Origin of the sequence: Silvanigrella aquatica, from assembly GCF_001907975.1 — a bacterium.
Taxonomy (GTDB): domain Bacteria; phylum Bdellovibrionota_B; class Oligoflexia; order Silvanigrellales; family Silvanigrellaceae; genus Silvanigrella; species Silvanigrella aquatica.
Map to the genome: position 1 here is coordinate 1,227,639 of NZ_CP017834.1, position 18,837 is coordinate 1,246,475.

An 18,837-nucleotide genomic window follows, 5' to 3' on the forward strand; every position below is an offset into this window, starting at 1 on the left:
TTGAAAGAAGAGGGAATGTTTTCATACTTGAAAAATATTTCTATAGTAAATAAGATATCTACTAAAAATAAATTATGGTTATTAATTATTTTAACTCTTTTATTTTCTTCTATTTATTCTCTCATTATAATTTATTATGAAAATATAATGGGCATGAATTTTATGATTTCAATTGTTTTTATTATGTTTTTAACATTAATTTTTATAGCAATAAATTGGTTTTTAATTTCAAATTTTATTTCACAGTTAAATGTGACAACAGAAGAAATTGAAAAATACTGTAAAGATGGCGATAACTCTTTAAATTCAATTAAAGATAGTTTAAGTCAATTTATTTCATATTCAGGTAATCAATTAGATATTTTAAATGACAGTTCTAAATTAATGCAAAGTATTTCGGATATGCTGTTTGAGACAACAAAAAATTCGGAAGTTTGCAAGGAAATTTCAGATAAAGTCACTCGTGATGTTAATGAAGGTAATGATATTATGCAGAAAATGGTTGAAGCCGTTTTGACCATTGAAAAAACAAAAGAGGGTTTGGCTGAAATTTCTAATCTGATTAATCAAATTAGCAATGATACTTCAACAATTCATACAATTGTTTCTACAACGGAACTTCTTTCTTTAAATGCTTCTATTGAAGCGGCAAAGGCGGGAATGACAGGAAGAGGATTTTCCGTGGTTGCAGAAGAAGTGGGTAATTTGGCAAAACACAGTGGCAGTGAAGCAAATGAAATCGAATCAATTGTAGAAAAAAGTCAAAAACAAATTCAAGTTATTATTGATGCCAATCAGTCCCGAGTTGAAGTAGGTAAGGTAGCAAGTAATGCAGCACTTGCAGTATTTGGAGCTATAAAATCAGAAATGTTTGGCATTTCAAGTCGCTCCGAAAATATTCGCGCAGCCACTTGGGAACAAAAAATTGGAATAGATCAAATGAATCAAGGAAACTCTGAAATCAGAAATATTCTTAAAAAGAACATTACAGATACAGTTAATTTAATTAGAATATATAATGTAAATGTAAAAAACTTTAAAAATATAAAGGAACTAGGAGATATTCTGAAAGAGTATTGGAAAGGGGATAAATAATATGCCGGATGATATTATAAATCATTATTCGGGATTAAAAGTAAAAGTTTTAATATCCACTTTTTTGTGTAATTTAATATTATTTGTATCCGCATTGATTTTTATTTATATTTTTGGATCAGGCTTTAAAAGCGTATTCAAATATGCTTTAAGTATGGGAATTATTCTCATACTTTTAGAACTTGTAATTTATGTCTATGTTAAAAAAATACAAAAAAAATCTTTATTAGTAGGTGTTTTATTTCAAAATTATATTGAAAAAAGTCAAAATACTATTGAAGAATTTGTCTATCCGAAAAAAAATATTGCAAAATCTTTTGATAAACAGTTTGATTTAGTTAATCAAACCGCAGCGGCAATTTCAGAAATTTCTCAAATGATTTTAAAAACTACAGAACAAATCAATGACTGCAATGAAATCACTCAAAGTGCGGAAAAAAGACTGCTTGAAGCTGTCTCTATTATGGAAAAACTTGAAGAATCTATAGAAATTATAAAAAATGCCACGGGTGATATGGATATGATGTTGCAAATCATCAATCAAATTACTTTAAAATCAATTGTTATTACAGATATTGTTGCTAAAACAGAATTACTTGCCATGAATGCTTCTATTGAAGCTGCTCGTGCCGGTGAGTATGGTAAAGGATTTTCCGTTGTATCAGAAGAAGTGGAAGCACTTGCTCGTACAAGTGGAAAGTCAGCAAAACAAATTAAAGATCTTCTCAATGAAAGCGCTCTTAAAGTAACACAAATTATTAGAACTATGAACGAACGAATTAAAGAAGGTGAGGTAGTCAGTAAAAGAGCATTTGCTGCGTTTACAAGTATAAAAGAGGGAGTTGCCCAACTTAAAGAACAAATTCAAGTGATTTATCAGGGTACAGAAATGCAAACAGGTGTGATAAAAAATGTAGAAGACACTCTAAAAAGGGTAACAGAATTGAGTGGGAAAAATAATAATCTTATTACAAATGGCAATGAAATAATTCAACATATTATTCAAATAAATGAAAAACTAACTTTACAGAGTGAAGAAATTCAAAAATCACTAAGTGGTATAGAAGCTATAAGAAACTTACAGAAAAATAAAGGAAATGAAGTGAGAAGATCTCTGCAAGGAATGGGGTTTTGAATTTATGAACTGGGTATAAGAAAATTATTATTTTTGTTTATTTAACTTTTTAAAATAAAATTTAAGATCTCAGGCTTGAAAATTTTATTTTAAAAATATAATATCCATTTGGAAGTCTTCCATCCGATATAAAATTTTAAAAAATAAATATGACTTTTTTGGTCATGTTGACCAATATTTGTCTGTTTAAAATTAATTAAGGAAATTATTATGGGCGGAACAGTTTTTCATCCACATAAAGAACCAATGAAACCTAATGATCGTATGATAGTAGTAAATTCACTAGAAATGTTAAAAGAACTTGGATTTGGAAAGGAGTTAGAGTCCAAAGAAAATAAGAAAAAAGTTGAAAATATTGAACTTATAAATTCAGAGCCCTATTGTGAATGATGTCTTTTTAGATCAAGAAGTAACCTAAATAAATTTATCTAGGTTACTTCTCAGACTAAATTTATTTAAAATATATTTTAAAAATAGGGAGAAAAGCAATGGTTGGAGATAAAGGTTTTGCTATTTTTGAGTCATTTTTTTCTCCGCAAAAATGTGATAATTTTATTGATGCAATAAAGCAATACCTAAGTAATAATTATGATTCCGTATATTCCATTTTTCATATTGATCTTATCGTACCCGAAGTCGAAGAATTTTTAAATACACCACAACTAACTAATTTTATTGAAGACTTTATGCAGTGTAAATCTGTTTTGGTTTCTTCGGGATTATACCTTCGAGGATCTGAAACAATACCTCATAATGATGCAGTTCGTATTTCAAGTGAACCTCAAAATAAGCTTATACATGTATGGATAAGCTTGGATGATATTCTTCCTACAAACGGTCCCTTATTTTATTATCCATATTCTCATAACCGAAAATCACTTTCATTAAAAGACAGAATGAAAGTCTCGAATTTGATATTCAAAGGTGAAAATAATTCTGATTATTTCATAAATCAAAATCTTGATGATCCCGATAATGAAAAATTTTTGGGGCAAGAACTAGAACTAGAGTTAAAAGATTTTGATTTCAAAAAAAATGTACGTGAAACTTTTTTAGGCAAAAAAGGCGACATCATGATATCTGATGGTCGATTAATACATGGTGGCCATAAAATACTAGATTATTCAAAAAATCGCCCTGCATTAATAGGATTTTATTTACCAAAAGATGAAAAAAATTATTATTTCTCAGACTATCCTAAAACTTTGATTAATAGAACGGCTGACTGTCCAAGAAAAAGTTTGTCTCCTATTGTCAAATTAAGAAATTACTCTGATGAAAATTTGAATTTAATTACCCCTGAAAGAGTAATTAAATCGGAAGTAGCAGTTAAAAATATTTTTGAATTTTTAAATAAAAATCATTTTAAAGTAGAACTAAGTTCAGTTGGACAAGATATTATCACTTATGTTTGTAAAATTTATCATAATAAATGGCCTGAAGCTGTGGGTTATGGCAAAGGTAAAACGCAACCTCAAAGTATGGCAAGTGCTATGTTTGAAAGTTTAGAACACCTTATATGCCGTGGCGATATGATAGATGAATCAAAACGTATTGCAATTTCGGTTCATTCCGCATTAAAAGAATGGACTTGTTATCCAGAAGAGATTCTTTTTAATAATAAAGATAATCATGATCCATTTCATTGGGACATCTTTGAAAGATATTTAAATAAACATGAAAAATTGCTTGTGCCAAGCTTTGTTATTGATTCACCAGGTGGAGCTCCTTCAGAAATTATAAAATATAATATGGGCGGTGCTTTTTCAAATTCAGGTACGGCAACGGGCTCGACTTTTGAAGAAACAGCATTACATTCATTAAATGAACTGATCGAACGGGATTCTTTTTCTCTACTCCTGTTAGAAACCTTTTGTCGAGAAAAACCAAAAAATTTAAGAATTATTGATAAAGAAACTCTACCACAAAATTTACAAGAACTACTTCGCATTTCTGAAATGGAAGTAGGATATTCTATGACTTTAATAAACATGACATCCGATCTTCAAGTTCCCAGTGTTACTTGTTTTGGTCCTGGAGTTGAAGAAATGGAAAAACCATTTTTAGGATTTGGATGTTCCCCTAGCGCGGAATATGCAATAGAAAGAGCCATTCTTGAAAATGTTCAATGTTGGCATGGTTATCATGGCTTGAAAATTTTTAATGTAGAAGAAAAACAGATGGTATTAAATACTATAATTGAATTGCCAGGATTGAAAAAATGTTTAAAGCAAAATTATCAAAATGCAATCGATCAAGGATTTTATGAAATAATTCATTTTTCTGAGTTATCCAATATTTCTAAAAAAATATTTAATATTCATGAATCTAGTTTTTCTACATCCGAAGTTCTTTCTAAAATTATAGAAATTCTTGAAAAAAATTCAATGAAAGTATTTGTAAAAACCTTATTTCAAGATAATAATTCTGGAATTATTTGTTTAAAAACAATTGTGAGAGAGCTGGAAGTATTTTATCTCATTACATCAGGTTTACTGCCTGTCCCGGGTAAACGGGGGAGAACTGCTTTATCCTCCTAATGTTTATTTAAGAGGATATTTCAGGCAATGAATTCATTGAAGATAAATTAATGAAATTTAATGAAATGAGATTTTAATTGATTTCGAATGTCGACTTTAAGCAGTGGCTTCCTTTTTATTATTCACTTCAACCAAAGGAATATCTTCCGCTGATTCCATAGATTCTATAATTTTCATTTCAAAGCCTTCGTCTAAATCAAAACTTTCGCCCATGAGGGAAAGAATTTTTTCAGTTGCTTTTTTACTTGTTTCAGCGGCAACAGCATCGTAACAAGAAATAATTTCAATTTGTGAACCTTCTGGCGCAACGCACATTAAAGTATATTTTTTTCTAATAACACCAGCATAAAAATTAGACATATTTTCTCCTTAAATAAAAAATTTATTATAAATAAACGAACTTAATTATCTTTTTTGTTTACTTCCTCCCGAAAAGAATCCTGTTTTTTTCGGTTTTTGTTGCTGTTCAGCATGTTCTTTTTTCTTAGAAAAGAATCCTGATTTTTTAGTTTGTGAATCTGGATTTGCTGCTGTTCCCGAGGATTTGGAAAAGAATCCTTTTTTAGCAGGTTGCTTATACTGACTCTCATATTTTTTTGTCATTTCCTCAGGTGTTTTGCCTGATACGCCTCCTGTAACAAGGCCTCCATTACCTGAAGAAGCTGGTGGTGGTAAATAGTATGCTGGTGCGGAATAGCGTGGTTGCATCGCATTTGAAACGGCGTTGCCCACAAGAGCCCCCATAAGAAAGGGTGCCCAAGAGCTTCCGCCACTTCCTCCAGATGATCCTGTATTATTATTGTTATTATTTGAGGATGAGGGGGTATTTTCAGAAACTAATCCAATTTTATAGCCCTGCGTCATTTGCAGTACAGGGTTGCAATTTCCATTTTCTGAAGTGAAAGCAAGTTTGGCAATATCGCTTTTTGCGTCTTTAGGACGTTCGATTTGTGCCATTTGTAAATCTTCTATACTCAATGGATTTGGAATTCCATTTGCTTTTGCGGCGTCATGAAACACTTTATATTTGCCAAGTGATTCATTGTAGGAAATCTGCATGACATTTACGGCTGCTGAAGGGCATGATGCCGCTGAAATTACAGGCTTCTGCGCGGAAGGTGTGTGGTCAATGCAGCTTGTTAAAACAAGAGTTGCTAACGTAGCTATGGGAATTAATTTATTCATTTTATTCGCCTTTAGTTAAAATTAAAATGCGATAACTAAAAATTTTTGTGAACCGTTGTGGTTCCTGCTCATAAATACCATTATACGATAATATGATTTATTTCAAAGTGGGCGAAATAGAGATAAGAATTTTTATACGTTATTTATCAATAAAAAATCCTTTAATAAAAATAATTTATTAAAAGATTTTTTATTGAATTATGTTTTTTAAACACTGCTCAAAGCAATTTTACGTACTTCCAAATAAGCAGTATGAGCTGCTTTTAATGCCGCTTTTTCTTCTGTGGAAAGATCAATTTCAAAAACTTTTTCGGCTCCTTTATTTGTCAATTTAACAGGGACACACAGACAAGCGCCTTCTGAAATTCCATATTCTCCTTTGAGTTCAACGGAGCAAGGAAGAATGCGTCCTTGATTCAAAACAATACTTTCAACCATGGCTGTAACGCCAAATCCAGGAGCGACCCATGCCGATGTTCCGATAAGTTCGGTGAGTTCTGCTCCACCGCGTTTTGTTCTGTTGACGACATCGACAATTTGTTCTGCACTTAATAATTTATTTAAAGGAACTCCGCCTACTGTTGCGGTGCTAACGACAGGAACCATATCCTTGTCTGTATGTGCGCCTAAAACAATAGCTGAAACATCTTTAATGTGAACATTTAAGGCGCGCGCAATATTGCTCCGGAAGCGTGAGGAGTCGAGAACACCAGACATTCCGATTACTCTTTCGCGTGGGAAGCTTGTTACTTTTTGTGCTACTGTCAGCATGGCATCCAAAGGATTGGAAACGAGAATTAAAATACAATTAGGCGCATATTTTTTAACATTTTCGCATACTGTTTTAACTATTCCCGCATTAATGCCAACAAGTTCTTCACGAGTTTGTCCTGGTTTACGAGGAACTCCTGCTGTGATGACGACAACATCGGAATCTTGCATAAAAGAAGAGTCATCTGTTGATGTGAAGCTTGCGTTAAATCCTGCAAAAGCTCCGCCTTGTGCGAGATCGAGAGCGCGGCCTTGAGCAACATTAGGTTTCAAATCGATAAGAACTAAATCGCCTAATTCTTTTTGTGCGCACCATTGTACAACAGCAGCACCCACATTTCCACCCGATCCAACAACTGTAATTTTAGGTCTTTTTAGCATTTTAAGGCTCCTCAATAAAGAAACAGATAATGAAACAAAATATACTCGTTTGGAATAATGCTTGTTTTTTGGATTCAAAACAAGTTATTCTCAAATCTTTTAACTTTTTTTCACCGCTTTGAAAAGTCGTGTCGCACCTGCAAGCCAATTCGTTTGTTCTATTTCAACAAAACCAATTTCAGATAATATTTTTTTAAATTCATCGCCTTTTGGCATTGTAGAAACACTTTTAGGAAGATATTCGTATGCCGCCCTATCAGAAATAAAACCGCCAATTTTTGGTAATATATTTTTAAAATAAAAATCAAATAATTTTGCAATCAATGTATTTTCAGATTGGAAAAACTCTAAAACAAAAAGAGTTCCTCCTGTTTTTAAAATACGATGAAATTCGCGCAGAGCCTGTTCTCTGTTATCTACGTTACGTAAGCCAAAGGAAATAGTCACACAGTCTGCAGAATGATTTGCTGCTGGTATTTTTTCTGCAGAAGCTTGAACAAATTGCACATCAGAATATTTTGCTTGTGCCCGTAATTTTGCTTGAGTCAGCATTCCTTCAGATATGTCAAAGCCAACAAATGTAGCATAATCTTTCCGCTTTGACTTTGCATTCAAGAGAACGTCACCAGTGCCACAAGCAATGTCGTATAAAACGCCCTTTTTTGTATGAATTTTAGGAAAAGAGGAAATCATTTTATTACGCCAGCGTGTGTCTTGTCCTGCAGAAAGAAGTCGATTTAGAAAGTCGTAGCGTTTTGAAATTTTATCGAACATAGATTGAATTTGAGTTGATTTCTCACTTAATATCATTTCTTTGCTTGAACTATTATTTGTTGACATTATTTTCTCCAACAAGAGGATCTTTATTTAATTCTGTAAAAATAAAATTTTCATCCACAATTCCCATAGGACAAAAACCATTTATGAAATTTTGTGACATATTTTTTAAAAGAAGATGTTGTCCTGCAATACTAAATGTGATGCATTGTGCCAAGGAACCTACGGCTAAATTCATATTTCCTAATGCTTCACGAAAAATACGTCCACTTTCCGATCCAGGAATCACACCTTCTCCCACTTCATTGGAAACGACAAGCACAGGACATGATAAAATTTTCAATTGATTTATAAAGTGCTGTGTTTCATTTTCAAGATGTTTCAATAATTGAAAGGGAGAATAATTTTGAATGTTAAGCGCCATTTGCCAACCCATCCATAGGGTAAGGCAGTCAACTAATAAAACTTCGGTTTTTTGTTCTTCGCAATATTTGACAACTTCTTCAAGGGGCACAGGGTGTTCTATTGTTTTCCAGTGCTCGGGGCGTCGTGCGCGGTGATTTTGAATGCGAAATTCCCACTCAGGAGATTTTTCAACGAGACCTCCCGTCGCGTAGTAAACAACATGATGCCATTTTTTCGCGCAATTTTCGGCGAAAAGACTTTTACCTGATTGACCACCACCTAGAAAGAGAGAAATCTTAAATTTATTTTCTTGCATATTAATTCCTATTTAATTTTAGAAATTGTATGATAGTTTCTCCTAAATTCGCAATCATTTCGTAAGAAATAATATGTGGAGTGTCATTTTTAGTATGCCATTCGTCAATATTATTCCAATCAATGATGTGGAGCAGTGGTGTATTTAAGGAAAGAAAAGGAGTGTGATCATCTTCCATCATAAATGCAACTTGTTTTATATCTACATTTTTTGCAGAATTGACAAATTTTTCTCCCAGATTTTCATCGGAACCTTGTGTAATAGATAATTTTTGGTTTTTGTGTCCTATCATATCTAAAATGAGAATTAAATTAATAGGATATTTTTCATAATAAAGAAGATTGTTTTTTTGTTGCAGGATTTTTTCTGCAAAGTGTCTTGATCCATATAAATTATCTTGTAAATTTATTTTAAATTTTCCTTCATTCCAATCTTTTAAAAAAGCTTCCTCTCCATCGAAAAAACTTAAAATAATATTGCAAGATCCCCAGCTTTCCTTGTTGAATTTTGTTTTTTTCAATACGCGCGCAAGTTCCATCATGAGAACAGTGGATGATCCTCCATCATTAGCACCCACAAAGCGCAATTCTTTGAAGTATTTTGTGTCGTAATGTCCTCCAATCACAATGGAACATTTAGAGTTTTTATTTTGAATAGCAATAATATTTTTACCCACAACCTGTTTTTTTTGCGGCGCCTTTTTCAAGGTACCCCCAAATTCTACGGCTTCAAAATTTGGAATTGTTGCTTGAAAGGGAATTTCTTTTGCTTCCCAACCAAATTTATTTAAAGTTTGCCTTAAATCTGAAGCTATCTTAGATTGACTTTGGGATCCCATAGGGTGGGGTTCTGCTGTAAACCACGTCATGCTTTTTTGCAGATTTTCAGTTGAAAAACTTGCAGAGTTTTGAAATGACAAAGGTGCGCTAAAGGCTTTTATAGTAACAACAAGCCCAAAATAAATAATTGTCCAAAAACATGAGGTTCGTTTCACTATGCATTTACTCCTATGCAATGATGATGGCTATAAAGCTAAAGGTATCAGGGTGTTAGCAAAGTACCTAAGTTCACTCGGTCATAAAATAACAGTTGTTGCCCCAAATGGCGAACGCAGTGCGCAATCCCACGCCATGACGTTTTATCATCCTCTACGTGTCCGTCTCGTTGCAGAAGGTGTTTATGCTGTGGACGGCACTCCTGCAGACTGCGCTGCTTTAGGCCTTCACAAAATTTTAGCTGAGAATCCGCCCGACTTTGTGGTTTCGGGTATCAATCATGGACTCAATGTGGGAATTGATGTGAACTACAGTGGTACGGTGGGTGCTGCGACCGAAGCCGCTCTTATGGGTTTTAAAGCGATTGCTATTTCGGCAGACAGTGAAGATCTCGAAGGGGAAGAGCTGGAAGCCGTTTTTCTAAAAGCAGCAAAAATTGTGGGAGAAGTTTTAGAAAAATCCCATATTCTAGAGTGGCCGAAGTTAGAGGTCTTAAATATCAATGTTCCGAAACAAGCAAATGAAATCACTTTGGCAGAGTGCGGTGGAGAGTCTTTGTATGTACCTCATATTGAGGAGCTGTCTTCGCGCTATAAAAAGAATTTAAAAATATATTTAATTGGCGGTCTTTCGCGCCATGAACCTAAAGATATGTCTCAAGATGTTTCTTTAATTCGTAGCAATAAAGTAACATTAAGTTTTGTTAAAGCAAAACAAAGCAGTTCTGAGAGTAATAAAAATTTAGAAATTTTGATTGGTAAAATTAAGTTATGATTTATGATAAAAATTGGGCACGGGAATTATCTCAAGGGCTTATTAATATAGAGCAATTAAAATCGAAAGAAATAATTTCTGCAAATGAAGTCCACTCGTTGAAATCTGTTAAAGATAATTTTGATATTCGTGTGCCACATATTTTTGTTAAACAAATTCAAAATGAAAATTATGTTTTAAAAAAACAGTTTGTCCCTCATTCCAACGAATTGATTTTTTTGCCCGAAGAATTAGACGATCCTATTGGTGATGAGCGCTGGACGCCGGTTGAGGGTATAACTCACAGATATCCTGATCGTGTTTTATTTAAAGTCACTTATATGTGTGCTTCTTATTGTCGCTTTTGTTTTAGGCGATATAAAGTTTCAAATTCCGAAAATAATTTGGATCAAAATCATTTTGAAAAAGCATTTGACTATATAAAGTCGAATAAAAATATTTGGGAAGTTATATTTACAGGGGGAGATCCTCTTACTTTAACAGATAAAGCTTTGCAAAATATAATGGTAAAAATGTCTTCTATTGAGCATGTAAAAATAATCCGTTTTCATTCGCGTATTCCTTCTGTGTTACCTTCACGCATTAATAAATCTTTAATTGAAATTTTAAAGGAATCTAAAAAAACAGTTTGGATTGCGGCACATATTAATGCGGCAGAAGAGTTTACCGACGAAGCCCAAAGAGCTCTCGCAATGCTCATTGATAACGGTATTCCTGTTTTATTACAATCTGTCTTATTAAAAGATATTAATGACAAACCCGAGAAACTCATATCTTTATTAAAAACTGCAATTGAAAATAGAGTAAAACCCTATTATTTGCATTATCCTGATTTAGCTAAGGGAACAGATCACTTTCGCGTTCCACTCAAGGAAGCTATTGCGCTTGTCAAAGGGTTAAGAGGTAAAATCTCGGGGCTGTGTATTCCCCAATTTATTATCGATATTCCTGGTGGCGAAGGTAAAATTGCAATAAATGCACATACAGCTAAAGAACTTGACAATCATATTTGGCAATTTGAAAGCCCTTTAACCGGATCTTTAATTCAAGTAAAATATCCGTAAAGGAGATATGACTATGAGTTTATTGGAAGGAATATTTGAAGATAACGAAATATCTTTAAAAGATAAAGTGGCTTTGGTAACAGGTGCCAGCTCAGGAATAGGACTTGCCACAGCAGCTTGGTTGGCTCGCGAAGGGGCACATCTTATATTACTTGCGCGTAGAAAAGAAAAACTTGAAATTTTAAAACAGGAATTGGTAAAACAATTTGCTTCAGTCAAAATAAAAATCATAGCAGAAAATATTTGTAACCCAAATATTTTAAAAATACTCGAGCAAGAACAATCTCTAAATATTGATATCTTAATTAATAATGCGGGTTTAGCTAGTGGACGCGATTCCGTTATCGATTTAAAAGACGAAGATTTAATCGAAATGATGGAAACAAATGTGACGTCACTCTTTCGCCTGACAGCCGCTGTGGCGCGCAATATGGTTGAAAAGGGTTCGGGTCATATTGTGAATTTAGGAAGCATTGCAGGGCATTATACCTATGAAGGGGGCTCCGTTTATTGCGCTTCCAAATTTGCCGTACGTGCTTTTACAGAGTCTTTAAGACAGGAAATGCACGATAAAAATGTAAGAGTTTCGCTCGTTTCACCGGGGATGGTAAAAACCGATTTCAGTTTGGTGCGTTTTAAAGGGGATAGTAAAATGGCAGAAGGCGTTTATCATGGGGTAGACAGTTTAACTTCTGCTGATGTGGCGCGGCTAATTATAAAGACGTTAAAAGAACCTGCCCACGTGAATTGGAATGAAGTCGTGATATTACCTACCGTGCAAAGCCCTGTTACTTATAAAGTGAAACGAAACTTTTGAAAATTGCGCGTTTATAAAGTTTTAAATAACCAAGTAAGATGCTAATGTTATTAGGCTTTAAATATTTTATTATTTTAATCTTTAATTTATTCATTAAATACCGAAAACATACTAATCTTAAAGTCCTTCGTTTTGATTTTAAGATATATTTTATTTTTAGAATTTTAAAAGAGGAACTATGAAATCATTTTTAAAATTCATATTAGCACTATGTGCATTAAATATAAATCAAGCCATAGCAGATTCAAAACCTACTTATGTTATTGGTGTCGAAAATATCACATATGATCCCTATTATACAGTTAAAGAAAATGGAGAGTATGGTGCTTTTGCGAGAGATATTTTTGATCTTTTTGCGAAAAAAAGTAACATTCAGTTCAAGTATGAACCAATGCCCGTTGCGCGTTTATTTAAAGAATATTTGGGCGGTGGTTTAGACTTCAAATATCCTGATTCTAGTTTATGGATGAGTGAAGGAAGAAAAAATAAAAATATAATATATTCTGATAATGTTGTAGAGTATATTGATGGTGCTATTATTAAAGCAGAAAATAAAAATAAAGATATTTCATTTATTAAAAAGCTAGGAACAATTCGTGGTTTTGAAGTAGGTGAATATAAGAAAAGACAAATTCAAATTGAAGAAAGTTCAAATATTCCAGAATTAATTGACAAGCTAGATAATAATAAAATTGATGCTGTTTTTTTTAATGTAGCTGTCGCTTTAAATTATGTTAATAGAAATAAATATTTTAAAAATAAATTTATATTTAAAAAAGAATATCCCTATTTGCATGATTATTATAGATTATCTACTATGAAGCATAAAGATGTGATTGATAAGTTCAACTTATTTTTAAAGAAAAATATAAAAGAAATCAATGAGATGAAAAAGAAAAATAAAATAATTTTTTGAATGATATTCTTAAATTAAAAGAGAGAGTTTTTACTTAAAACACTCTCTCTTTTTTTTTAATATATCTGTTACGTTAAACTGCTTTCAAACAACTTGTTTTGGATCCATTATTTAGCGTTTTTAATTGAGGCTCAATTTCTGCGCATTGGAAGTCTGCAATTGGGCAACGAGTACGAAAACGGCAGCCACTAGGCGGATTAATGGGAGAGGGAAGATCTCCTTGTAAAATTTGCACAACCTTATTTTTTTCGAGCTCGGGATCGGGAATAGGCACGGCCGATAAAAGCGCTTTAGTATAAGGATGCTGTGGATTTTTATAGATTTGATCACGGGTCCCAATTTCTACTGGTTTTCCGAGGTACATCACCATAATGCGATCGCTAATATGTTTCACAACACTCAAATCGTGAGCAATAAATATAAGAGTTAATCCTAAATCGCGCTGTAATTTTTTAAGTAAGTTTACAATTTGGGCTTGAATAGAGACGTCTAAAGCACTGACAGGTTCATCACAAACAATGATTTTAGGATTGAGAATGAGGGCTCTGGCAATACCAATACGTTGGCATTGTCCTCCAGAAAACTCGTGAGGATAACGATTGATATGCTCGGGAATGAGACCCACAAGGTTCATTAGATTTCTTATTTTTCCTTTAACTTCTTCTTTAGATAAGCCAGGATAAAATGTTTTTAGAGGTTCTGCAATAATTTCTCCTGCGGTCATACGGGGGTTGAGGGAAGCCAAAGGATCTTGGAAAATCATTTGAATGTCTTTACGGGCATCACGCATTTTTTGGTGATCAAGTTTTAGAATTTCTTTACCCAATAAAGTTACATTCCCTTCGGTTGCGGGTAACAAACGCATAATAGCTCTTGCAAGTGTTGATTTCCCGCATCCTGATTCGCCCACAACACCCAGTGTTTCTCCTTTATGAATATCAAAACTCACACCATCAACAGCTTTTAAAGTCACTTTTTTAAACCAAGATCCTTTTTTAGCAATAGGAAAATGTACCTTTAAATTTTCAACAGATAAAATAGGTTGGTTCATAAGCTCACCTCTAAGTAACATGCTTTTTTCAAATCTTTTCCAAAACTGAGCAAAGGTGGGGGAGATTGCAAACATTTTTCGTTGGCATGTTCACACCTTTCTTGAAAAGGGCATCCCTTCGGCAAATTTAATAAACTAGGCGGATTTCCTGGAATAGTAGGGAGATCGCCGTAGTTTTCGTCGGTGAGACGTGGAATGGAACGCAATAGACCTTTAGTATAAGGATGTTGCGGAGTATAAAAAATATGATTTACAGGTCCATATTCCATTGTTCTGCCTGCATACATTACCATGACATTATCACAAATTCCGGCAACTACGCCTAAGTCGTGCGTAATGATGACAATAGCCGTTCCCAGGTCTTTTTTTAGCTCACGAAGTAATGTAACAATTTGCGCTTGTACCGTAACATCCAGTGCTGTCGTAGGCTCATCTGCAATGAGCAAATCGGGTTTGCAAAGCAAACTCATGGCAATCATCACGCGTTGGCGCATACCACCTGAAAACTCATGAGGATACATGTCAATGCGATTTTGGGCATCGGGAATTTTAACCATATCCAACATTTTAATGGATTCATTTTTGGCACTTTGGTAGCTCATGTTTTTATGAAACATAAGCACTTCTGTCATTTGTTTTGAAATTCGTAAATAGGGATTGAGCGATGTCATGGGATCTTGAAAAATCATTGAAATTTTATCACCACGAATTTTATTTAATTCTTGTTGTGGCATACCAATTAATTCATTCCCATTAAATTTAACACTTCCTGAAGTTTTGCCATTTTGCGCTAATAAACCCATAATACCAAGCACAAGTTGGCTTTTTCCAGAACCAGACTCACCCACAATTCCTAAAGCTTCTCCTGCATTTAAGGAAAGACTAATTCCATTTACAGCTTTAATGGCACCATCTGGAGTTGCGAAAGAAACATTTAAGTTGTTTACACTCAATAAAGTCATACATGTACTCCAAATAATTAGCGATCTTTGGGATCGAGAGCATCGCGTAAGCCGTCGCCAATAAAGTTAAAACAGAACAAAGTAACAACTAAAAAGGAAGCCGGAAATACAAGACGCCACCATGCCACTGTTACATTTTGCGCGCCATCATTAATTAACACGCCCCAACTTGTTGCAGGTTCTTGTACACCTAAGCCTAAAAAGCTCAAAAATGATTCAGTTAAAATAACTTGAGGAATTGTTAAAGTAACATAGACTATGACTATGCCTAAAATATTTGGAACAATATGTCGCCAGATAATTGTAGGAGAATTCACGCCACCAGCGTGGGCGGCTTCAATAAATTCTTTGCTTTTTAAGCTTAGAGTTTGGCCTCTTACAATACGCGCCATATCAAGCCAATTCACGGCTCCAATGGCAATAAATATGAGAAAGATATTTCTGCCAAAAAATGTCATTAATAAAATGACAAAAAACATGAAAGGTAAGGAATAAATAATATCAACAATGCGCATCATAAAACCATCAATTTTGCCACCTAAAAATCCTGCTGTGGCTCCATATGCAATGCCAATAACAACACTGACGACACTTGAAATAATTCCAATAAGGAGAGACATGCGCCCTCCGTAAAGCGTGCGCGCGAAAACATCGCGGCCTAAATCATCGGTTCCAAAGAAGTGGAGATTGGAAAAACTCGGCGCGAGTCCAATGGAGCCCCAATCTGTGTCTTGCATTTCAAAATGGGAGAGAAAAGGCGCAAAAATTACCGATAATGTAATAAAGAAAAGGACGAAAAGACTGACAACGGCAGCCTTGTTTCGGGAAAGTCTGCGCACAGCATCTTTCCATAAACTGCGTCCTTTTATTTCCGCATTTTTATCGATTTGTTCCATTATAAGCGCTCTTTTATTTAATTTGGTGATACTTGGCGTTGCTGACATAAATAGTTATTCCTTACTAATATTTAATTTTTGGATCTATTAAAGCGTAGAGGACATCAACGATAAAATTAAATGCAATGATGAGTGCTCCCACGAGAATGACAGAACCAAGAACAAGAGTGTAATCCCTATTTAACGCTCCTTTTACTAAATAACTCCCTAAACCAGGCAGGCTAAAAATTTGTTCAATAACTACGGAACCCGTAATGATGCCTGCTGTTGCTGGACCTAAATAGGAAATAACAGGTAAAATGGCAGGGCGAATGGCATGCCTGAAAAGAATAATACGGTTTGGTATGCCTTTTGCCTTTGCTGTGCGGATGTAGTTGCTGCGTAAAACTTCAATCATGCTTCCGCGCATAATGCGGCTAATAATAGCAATTTGAGGCAGAGCTAAAGCTGTGACTGGTAAAACCATGTTGGAAAAGGAACCTTCATTCCATCCCCCCGCAGGTAACCAGCCTAAAATGACGGCAAAAAGCAATGTAAACAGCGGAGCGGTAACAAACGTCGGAATTGAAATACCCGTCATGGACATTCCTGTGGCGACATAGTCTATCCAGGTATTTTGCTTGAAAGCGGCTAGGGAGCCCACAAGAACACCCACAATAAGAGCGATAGTCATAGACCATCCGCCAATCCATAAGGATACCGGAAAACCCTGGGAAATAAGTTGGTTGACAGTCCAGTCGGGGTATTTAAATGAAGGGCCAAAGTCGCCTCGTGCCAGGGACCAAAGATAATCAAGATATTGAATAAAAATAGGGTCATTTAAGTGGTATTTAGCATCAAGATTTGCTTGTACTGCAGCACTTAATACTTTTTCACCAGAAAAAGGTCCGCCAGGAGCAAAGCGCATTAAGAAAAAGGATAGAGTGATAAGTACGATTAATGTGGGCCAAGCCCCAAGAAATCTTTTTATAGTATATGACACCATAAATACCAAAACCTCAAATTAAATGTAACAGTTATGCTCTAAAATTAACGATTAACAGTAACAAATTTTATATTAATAATTTAAATCAAATTAATAAACACTTTTTTTACTTTTTTTATCGGCTTGCTGTGATTTCGCTATCTATAATATAAAAGTTTCTTGAATAGCTGTGGTCAAGAGGATTTAATCCCGAATAACCTCCGACATGTTGTTTTACTAAGTGAGTCGTAACATAAGTAAACATCGGAATAACGGGATAATCATTCATTAATAAGAAAGATGCTTCTTGGAAGAGTTTGCTACGTTTTTCTTTATTTGTTTCCAATGAGGCCATTTTAATTAAATTGTCATATTTTACATTGGTGTATTTGGGATGATTTTGTGGATGTTTCGATTGAAACATGTCCAAAAATGAAGAGGTGTCATTGTAGTCCGCAATCCATCCGTCGCGAGCGGCAACATAATTGCCCTCGGTTCTATCGGTTAAAAAAACCTTCCATTCTTTGTTTGACAGCGAGACTTTTACACCTAAATTTTGTTCCCACATTGACGCTAAAGCAATGGCTACTTTTTTATGTAAAATATTTGTATTGTAAGTATAGTTTAATGTTAAAGGTTTTTCTTTAGAATAGCCCGCTTCTTTGTATAATTTTTGAGCTTCCGCAAGGCGTTCTGCGGGTGATAGTTTGTCCCAAGCGTAGGATTGTTGTTTGTAGTCGGCGACTCCAAAAGGAACAATATCGTAGGAGGGTATTTCACCCCTTCCTGTTACCTTTTCAGATAATATTTTTCTATCAAGAGCCATAGACAAAGCTTGGGCTAATTTAGGATTATTTTTAAATGGTTCTACTTTTGTATTTAATGAAATATAATAGATTGAAAGATAAGGATTTGTATGCAGTTGTTTGCCATAAACTTTTTTCAAATCCTTAAATTTGTCAGAAGGAATGTCATAGGTGAAATCTAATTGACCTGTTTGGAACATTTGCAGTTCCGTATTTGCGTCGCTAATTGGGAAATAGTTCACAGTTTCAATGACAGTTTTGCTGCTATTCCAATAATGGGGGTTTCGTTCTGCGATAATTTTATCCCCAATTTTCCAGTATTTTAATTTAAAAGCACCACTATTAACAACGTTTCCAGGTTGTGTAAATTGATCACCATACTTTTCAACATTTGCTTTTTTAACAATACTTAAATTTTGAAAGGCGGCTAATTTTAAAAAATAGGGAGTTGGTTTTTCAAGAGTAATTTGCACCGTGCTTGGATTTAAGGCAACAATACCCATTTGTTCTGGTTTTGCTTTGCCCTGGGAAATAAGTGTTGCATTTTTAATCATGGAAATGATTTCAGCATATGTGGATGCGGTTTTGGGATCGGCAAGTCTACGGTAAGAAAAGACCACATCTTCGGCTGTAATGGTTGAGCCATCGGAGAACTTGGCGTTGGGACGAATATAAAACGTATAAACGAGGCCATCTTTGCTTGTCTCCCATTTTGAAGCAATGGCAGGCATGATTTCGCCTTTTTCACCTTCAGATAAGAGTCCTTCGAACAGATCGAATAAGACGCGTCCGCTCACGTTATCTTCCGCTTTTTGGGGATCGAGACTTGGGACTTCAGCTCCAATACCAACGTTTAAAACTTGTTTTGCAGAGAGTTTTGTACCCACGGGAACGTCAGCAGCATGTGTGTTCATTGTGAATGTGAGCAAAGAAAGCAAAGTTGTTCCAATTATACAAGTATTTTTCAAACGTTTTAAATGAGGCATT

General features: G+C 34.4%; 19 protein-coding genes. 8 read left to right on the plus strand and 11 right to left on the minus strand.

The window, feature by feature from the left end; translation table 11 throughout:
* Positions 1–15 precede the first annotated feature (15 nt).
* The 4 genes from AXG55_RS05170 to AXG55_RS05185 all read left to right on the plus strand — a co-directional run bounded on the left by AXG55_RS05170 (position 16) and on the right by AXG55_RS05185 (position 4,770).
* Positions 16–1,095 carry a methyl-accepting chemotaxis protein gene (locus tag AXG55_RS05170; protein WP_148697065.1) on the plus strand — a complete coding sequence of 360 codons (1,080 nt, stop codon included), beginning with the start codon at positions 16–18 and terminating at the stop codon, positions 1,093–1,095.
* A 1-nt stretch (position 1,096) separates the two neighbouring features.
* Positions 1,097–2,230 carry a methyl-accepting chemotaxis protein gene (locus AXG55_RS05175; RefSeq protein ID WP_148697066.1) on the plus strand — a complete coding sequence of 378 codons (1,134 nt, stop codon included), beginning with the start codon at positions 1,097–1,099 and terminating at the stop codon, positions 2,228–2,230.
* A gap of 210 nt (positions 2,231–2,440) precedes the next feature.
* The gene (locus AXG55_RS05180; RefSeq protein ID WP_148697067.1) at positions 2,441–2,620 is read left to right on the plus strand and encodes a hypothetical protein; all 180 of its coding nucleotides are present in this window, start codon (positions 2,441–2,443) and stop codon (positions 2,618–2,620) included.
* A 98-nt stretch (positions 2,621–2,718) separates the two neighbouring features.
* On the plus strand, positions 2,719–4,770 hold the full coding sequence (locus tag AXG55_RS05185) for a YcaO-like family protein (RefSeq protein ID WP_148697068.1): 2,052 nt from the start codon (positions 2,719–2,721) through the stop codon (positions 4,768–4,770).
* A 96-nt stretch (positions 4,771–4,866) separates the two neighbouring features.
* On the opposite strand, the gene AXG55_RS05190 is transcribed toward AXG55_RS05185, so the two are convergent.
* The 6 genes from AXG55_RS05190 to AXG55_RS05215 all read right to left on the minus strand — a co-directional run bounded on the left by AXG55_RS05190 (position 4,867) and on the right by AXG55_RS05215 (position 9,599).
* Positions 4,867–5,130 carry a hypothetical protein gene (locus tag AXG55_RS05190; RefSeq protein ID WP_148697069.1) on the minus strand — a complete coding sequence of 88 codons (264 nt, stop codon included), beginning with the start codon at positions 5,128–5,130 and terminating at the stop codon, positions 4,867–4,869.
* A gap of 45 nt (positions 5,131–5,175) precedes the next feature.
* Positions 5,176–5,955, minus strand: coding sequence for a hypothetical protein (locus tag AXG55_RS05195; protein WP_148697070.1), 780 nt, complete (start codon positions 5,953–5,955; stop codon positions 5,176–5,178).
* A gap of 207 nt (positions 5,956–6,162) precedes the next feature.
* Positions 6,163–7,107 (minus strand): malate dehydrogenase, encoded by a 945-nt coding sequence (locus tag AXG55_RS05200; RefSeq protein WP_148697071.1) that lies wholly within the window; start codon positions 7,105–7,107, stop codon positions 6,163–6,165.
* 99 nt (positions 7,108–7,206) lie between these two features.
* Positions 7,207–7,947 carry a bifunctional demethylmenaquinone methyltransferase/2-methoxy-6-polyprenyl-1,4-benzoquinol methylase UbiE gene (gene ubiE, locus AXG55_RS05205; protein ID WP_148697072.1) on the minus strand — a complete coding sequence of 247 codons (741 nt, stop codon included), beginning with the start codon at positions 7,945–7,947 and terminating at the stop codon, positions 7,207–7,209.
* Positions 7,934–8,605 carry a bifunctional adenosylcobinamide kinase/adenosylcobinamide-phosphate guanylyltransferase gene (locus AXG55_RS05210; protein ID WP_148697073.1) on the minus strand — a complete coding sequence of 224 codons (672 nt, stop codon included), beginning with the start codon at positions 8,603–8,605 and terminating at the stop codon, positions 7,934–7,936. The genes ubiE and AXG55_RS05210 overlap by 14 nt, the downstream gene beginning before the upstream one ends.
* 1 nt (position 8,606) lies before the next feature.
* Positions 8,607–9,599 (minus strand): M28 family peptidase, encoded by a 993-nt coding sequence (locus AXG55_RS05215; RefSeq protein ID WP_148697074.1) that lies wholly within the window; start codon positions 9,597–9,599, stop codon positions 8,607–8,609.
* Position 9,600: 1 nt separating this feature from the next.
* On the opposite strand from AXG55_RS05215, the gene surE reads away from it, so the two are divergent.
* The 4 genes from surE (at position 9,601) to AXG55_RS05235 (ending at position 13,171) form a co-directional block, all read left to right on the plus strand.
* On the plus strand, positions 9,601–10,374 hold the full coding sequence (surE, locus tag AXG55_RS05220; RefSeq protein ID WP_148697075.1) for a 5'/3'-nucleotidase SurE: 774 nt from the start codon (positions 9,601–9,603) through the stop codon (positions 10,372–10,374).
* Positions 10,371–11,438 (plus strand): KamA family radical SAM protein, encoded by a 1,068-nt coding sequence (locus AXG55_RS05225; protein ID WP_148697076.1) that lies wholly within the window; start codon positions 10,371–10,373, stop codon positions 11,436–11,438. The genes surE and AXG55_RS05225 overlap by 4 nt, the downstream gene beginning before the upstream one ends.
* Before the next feature lie 13 nt (positions 11,439–11,451).
* A complete protein-coding gene (locus AXG55_RS05230) occupies positions 11,452–12,255 on the plus strand; it encodes an SDR family NAD(P)-dependent oxidoreductase (protein WP_233231392.1) in 804 nt (267 codons plus the stop codon).
* Positions 12,256–12,433: 178 nt separating this feature from the next.
* Positions 12,434–13,171: a type 2 periplasmic-binding domain-containing protein gene (locus AXG55_RS05235; protein WP_148697078.1), complete on the plus strand. Its 738-nt coding sequence runs from the start codon at positions 12,434–12,436 to the stop codon at positions 13,169–13,171.
* 73 nt (positions 13,172–13,244) lie between these two features.
* Here AXG55_RS05235 and oppF read toward each other — a convergent pair whose 3' ends face one another.
* From oppF to AXG55_RS05260, 5 genes are all read right to left on the minus strand, one after another.
* Positions 13,245–14,222, minus strand: a complete 978-nt coding sequence (gene oppF / locus AXG55_RS05240) for a murein tripeptide/oligopeptide ABC transporter ATP binding protein OppF (RefSeq protein WP_148697079.1) — start codon at positions 14,220–14,222, stop codon at positions 13,245–13,247.
* On the minus strand, positions 14,219–15,184 hold the full coding sequence (locus tag AXG55_RS05245) for an oligopeptide/dipeptide ABC transporter ATP-binding protein (RefSeq protein ID WP_148697080.1): 966 nt from the start codon (positions 15,182–15,184) through the stop codon (positions 14,219–14,221). Before AXG55_RS05245 ends, oppF begins: the two co-directional genes overlap by 4 nt.
* Before the next feature lie 17 nt (positions 15,185–15,201).
* A complete protein-coding gene (gene oppC / locus AXG55_RS05250) occupies positions 15,202–16,128 on the minus strand; it encodes an oligopeptide ABC transporter permease OppC (protein ID WP_233231393.1) in 927 nt (308 codons plus the stop codon).
* Positions 16,129–16,144: 16 nt separating this feature from the next.
* Positions 16,145–17,065 (minus strand): oligopeptide ABC transporter permease OppB, encoded by a 921-nt coding sequence (oppB, locus tag AXG55_RS05255; protein WP_148697081.1) that lies wholly within the window; start codon positions 17,063–17,065, stop codon positions 16,145–16,147.
* 115 nt (positions 17,066–17,180) lie between these two features.
* The gene (locus AXG55_RS05260) at positions 17,181–18,836 is read right to left on the minus strand and encodes a peptide ABC transporter substrate-binding protein (protein ID WP_148697082.1); all 1,656 of its coding nucleotides are present in this window, start codon (positions 18,834–18,836) and stop codon (positions 17,181–17,183) included.
* Position 18,837 lies beyond the last annotated feature (1 nt).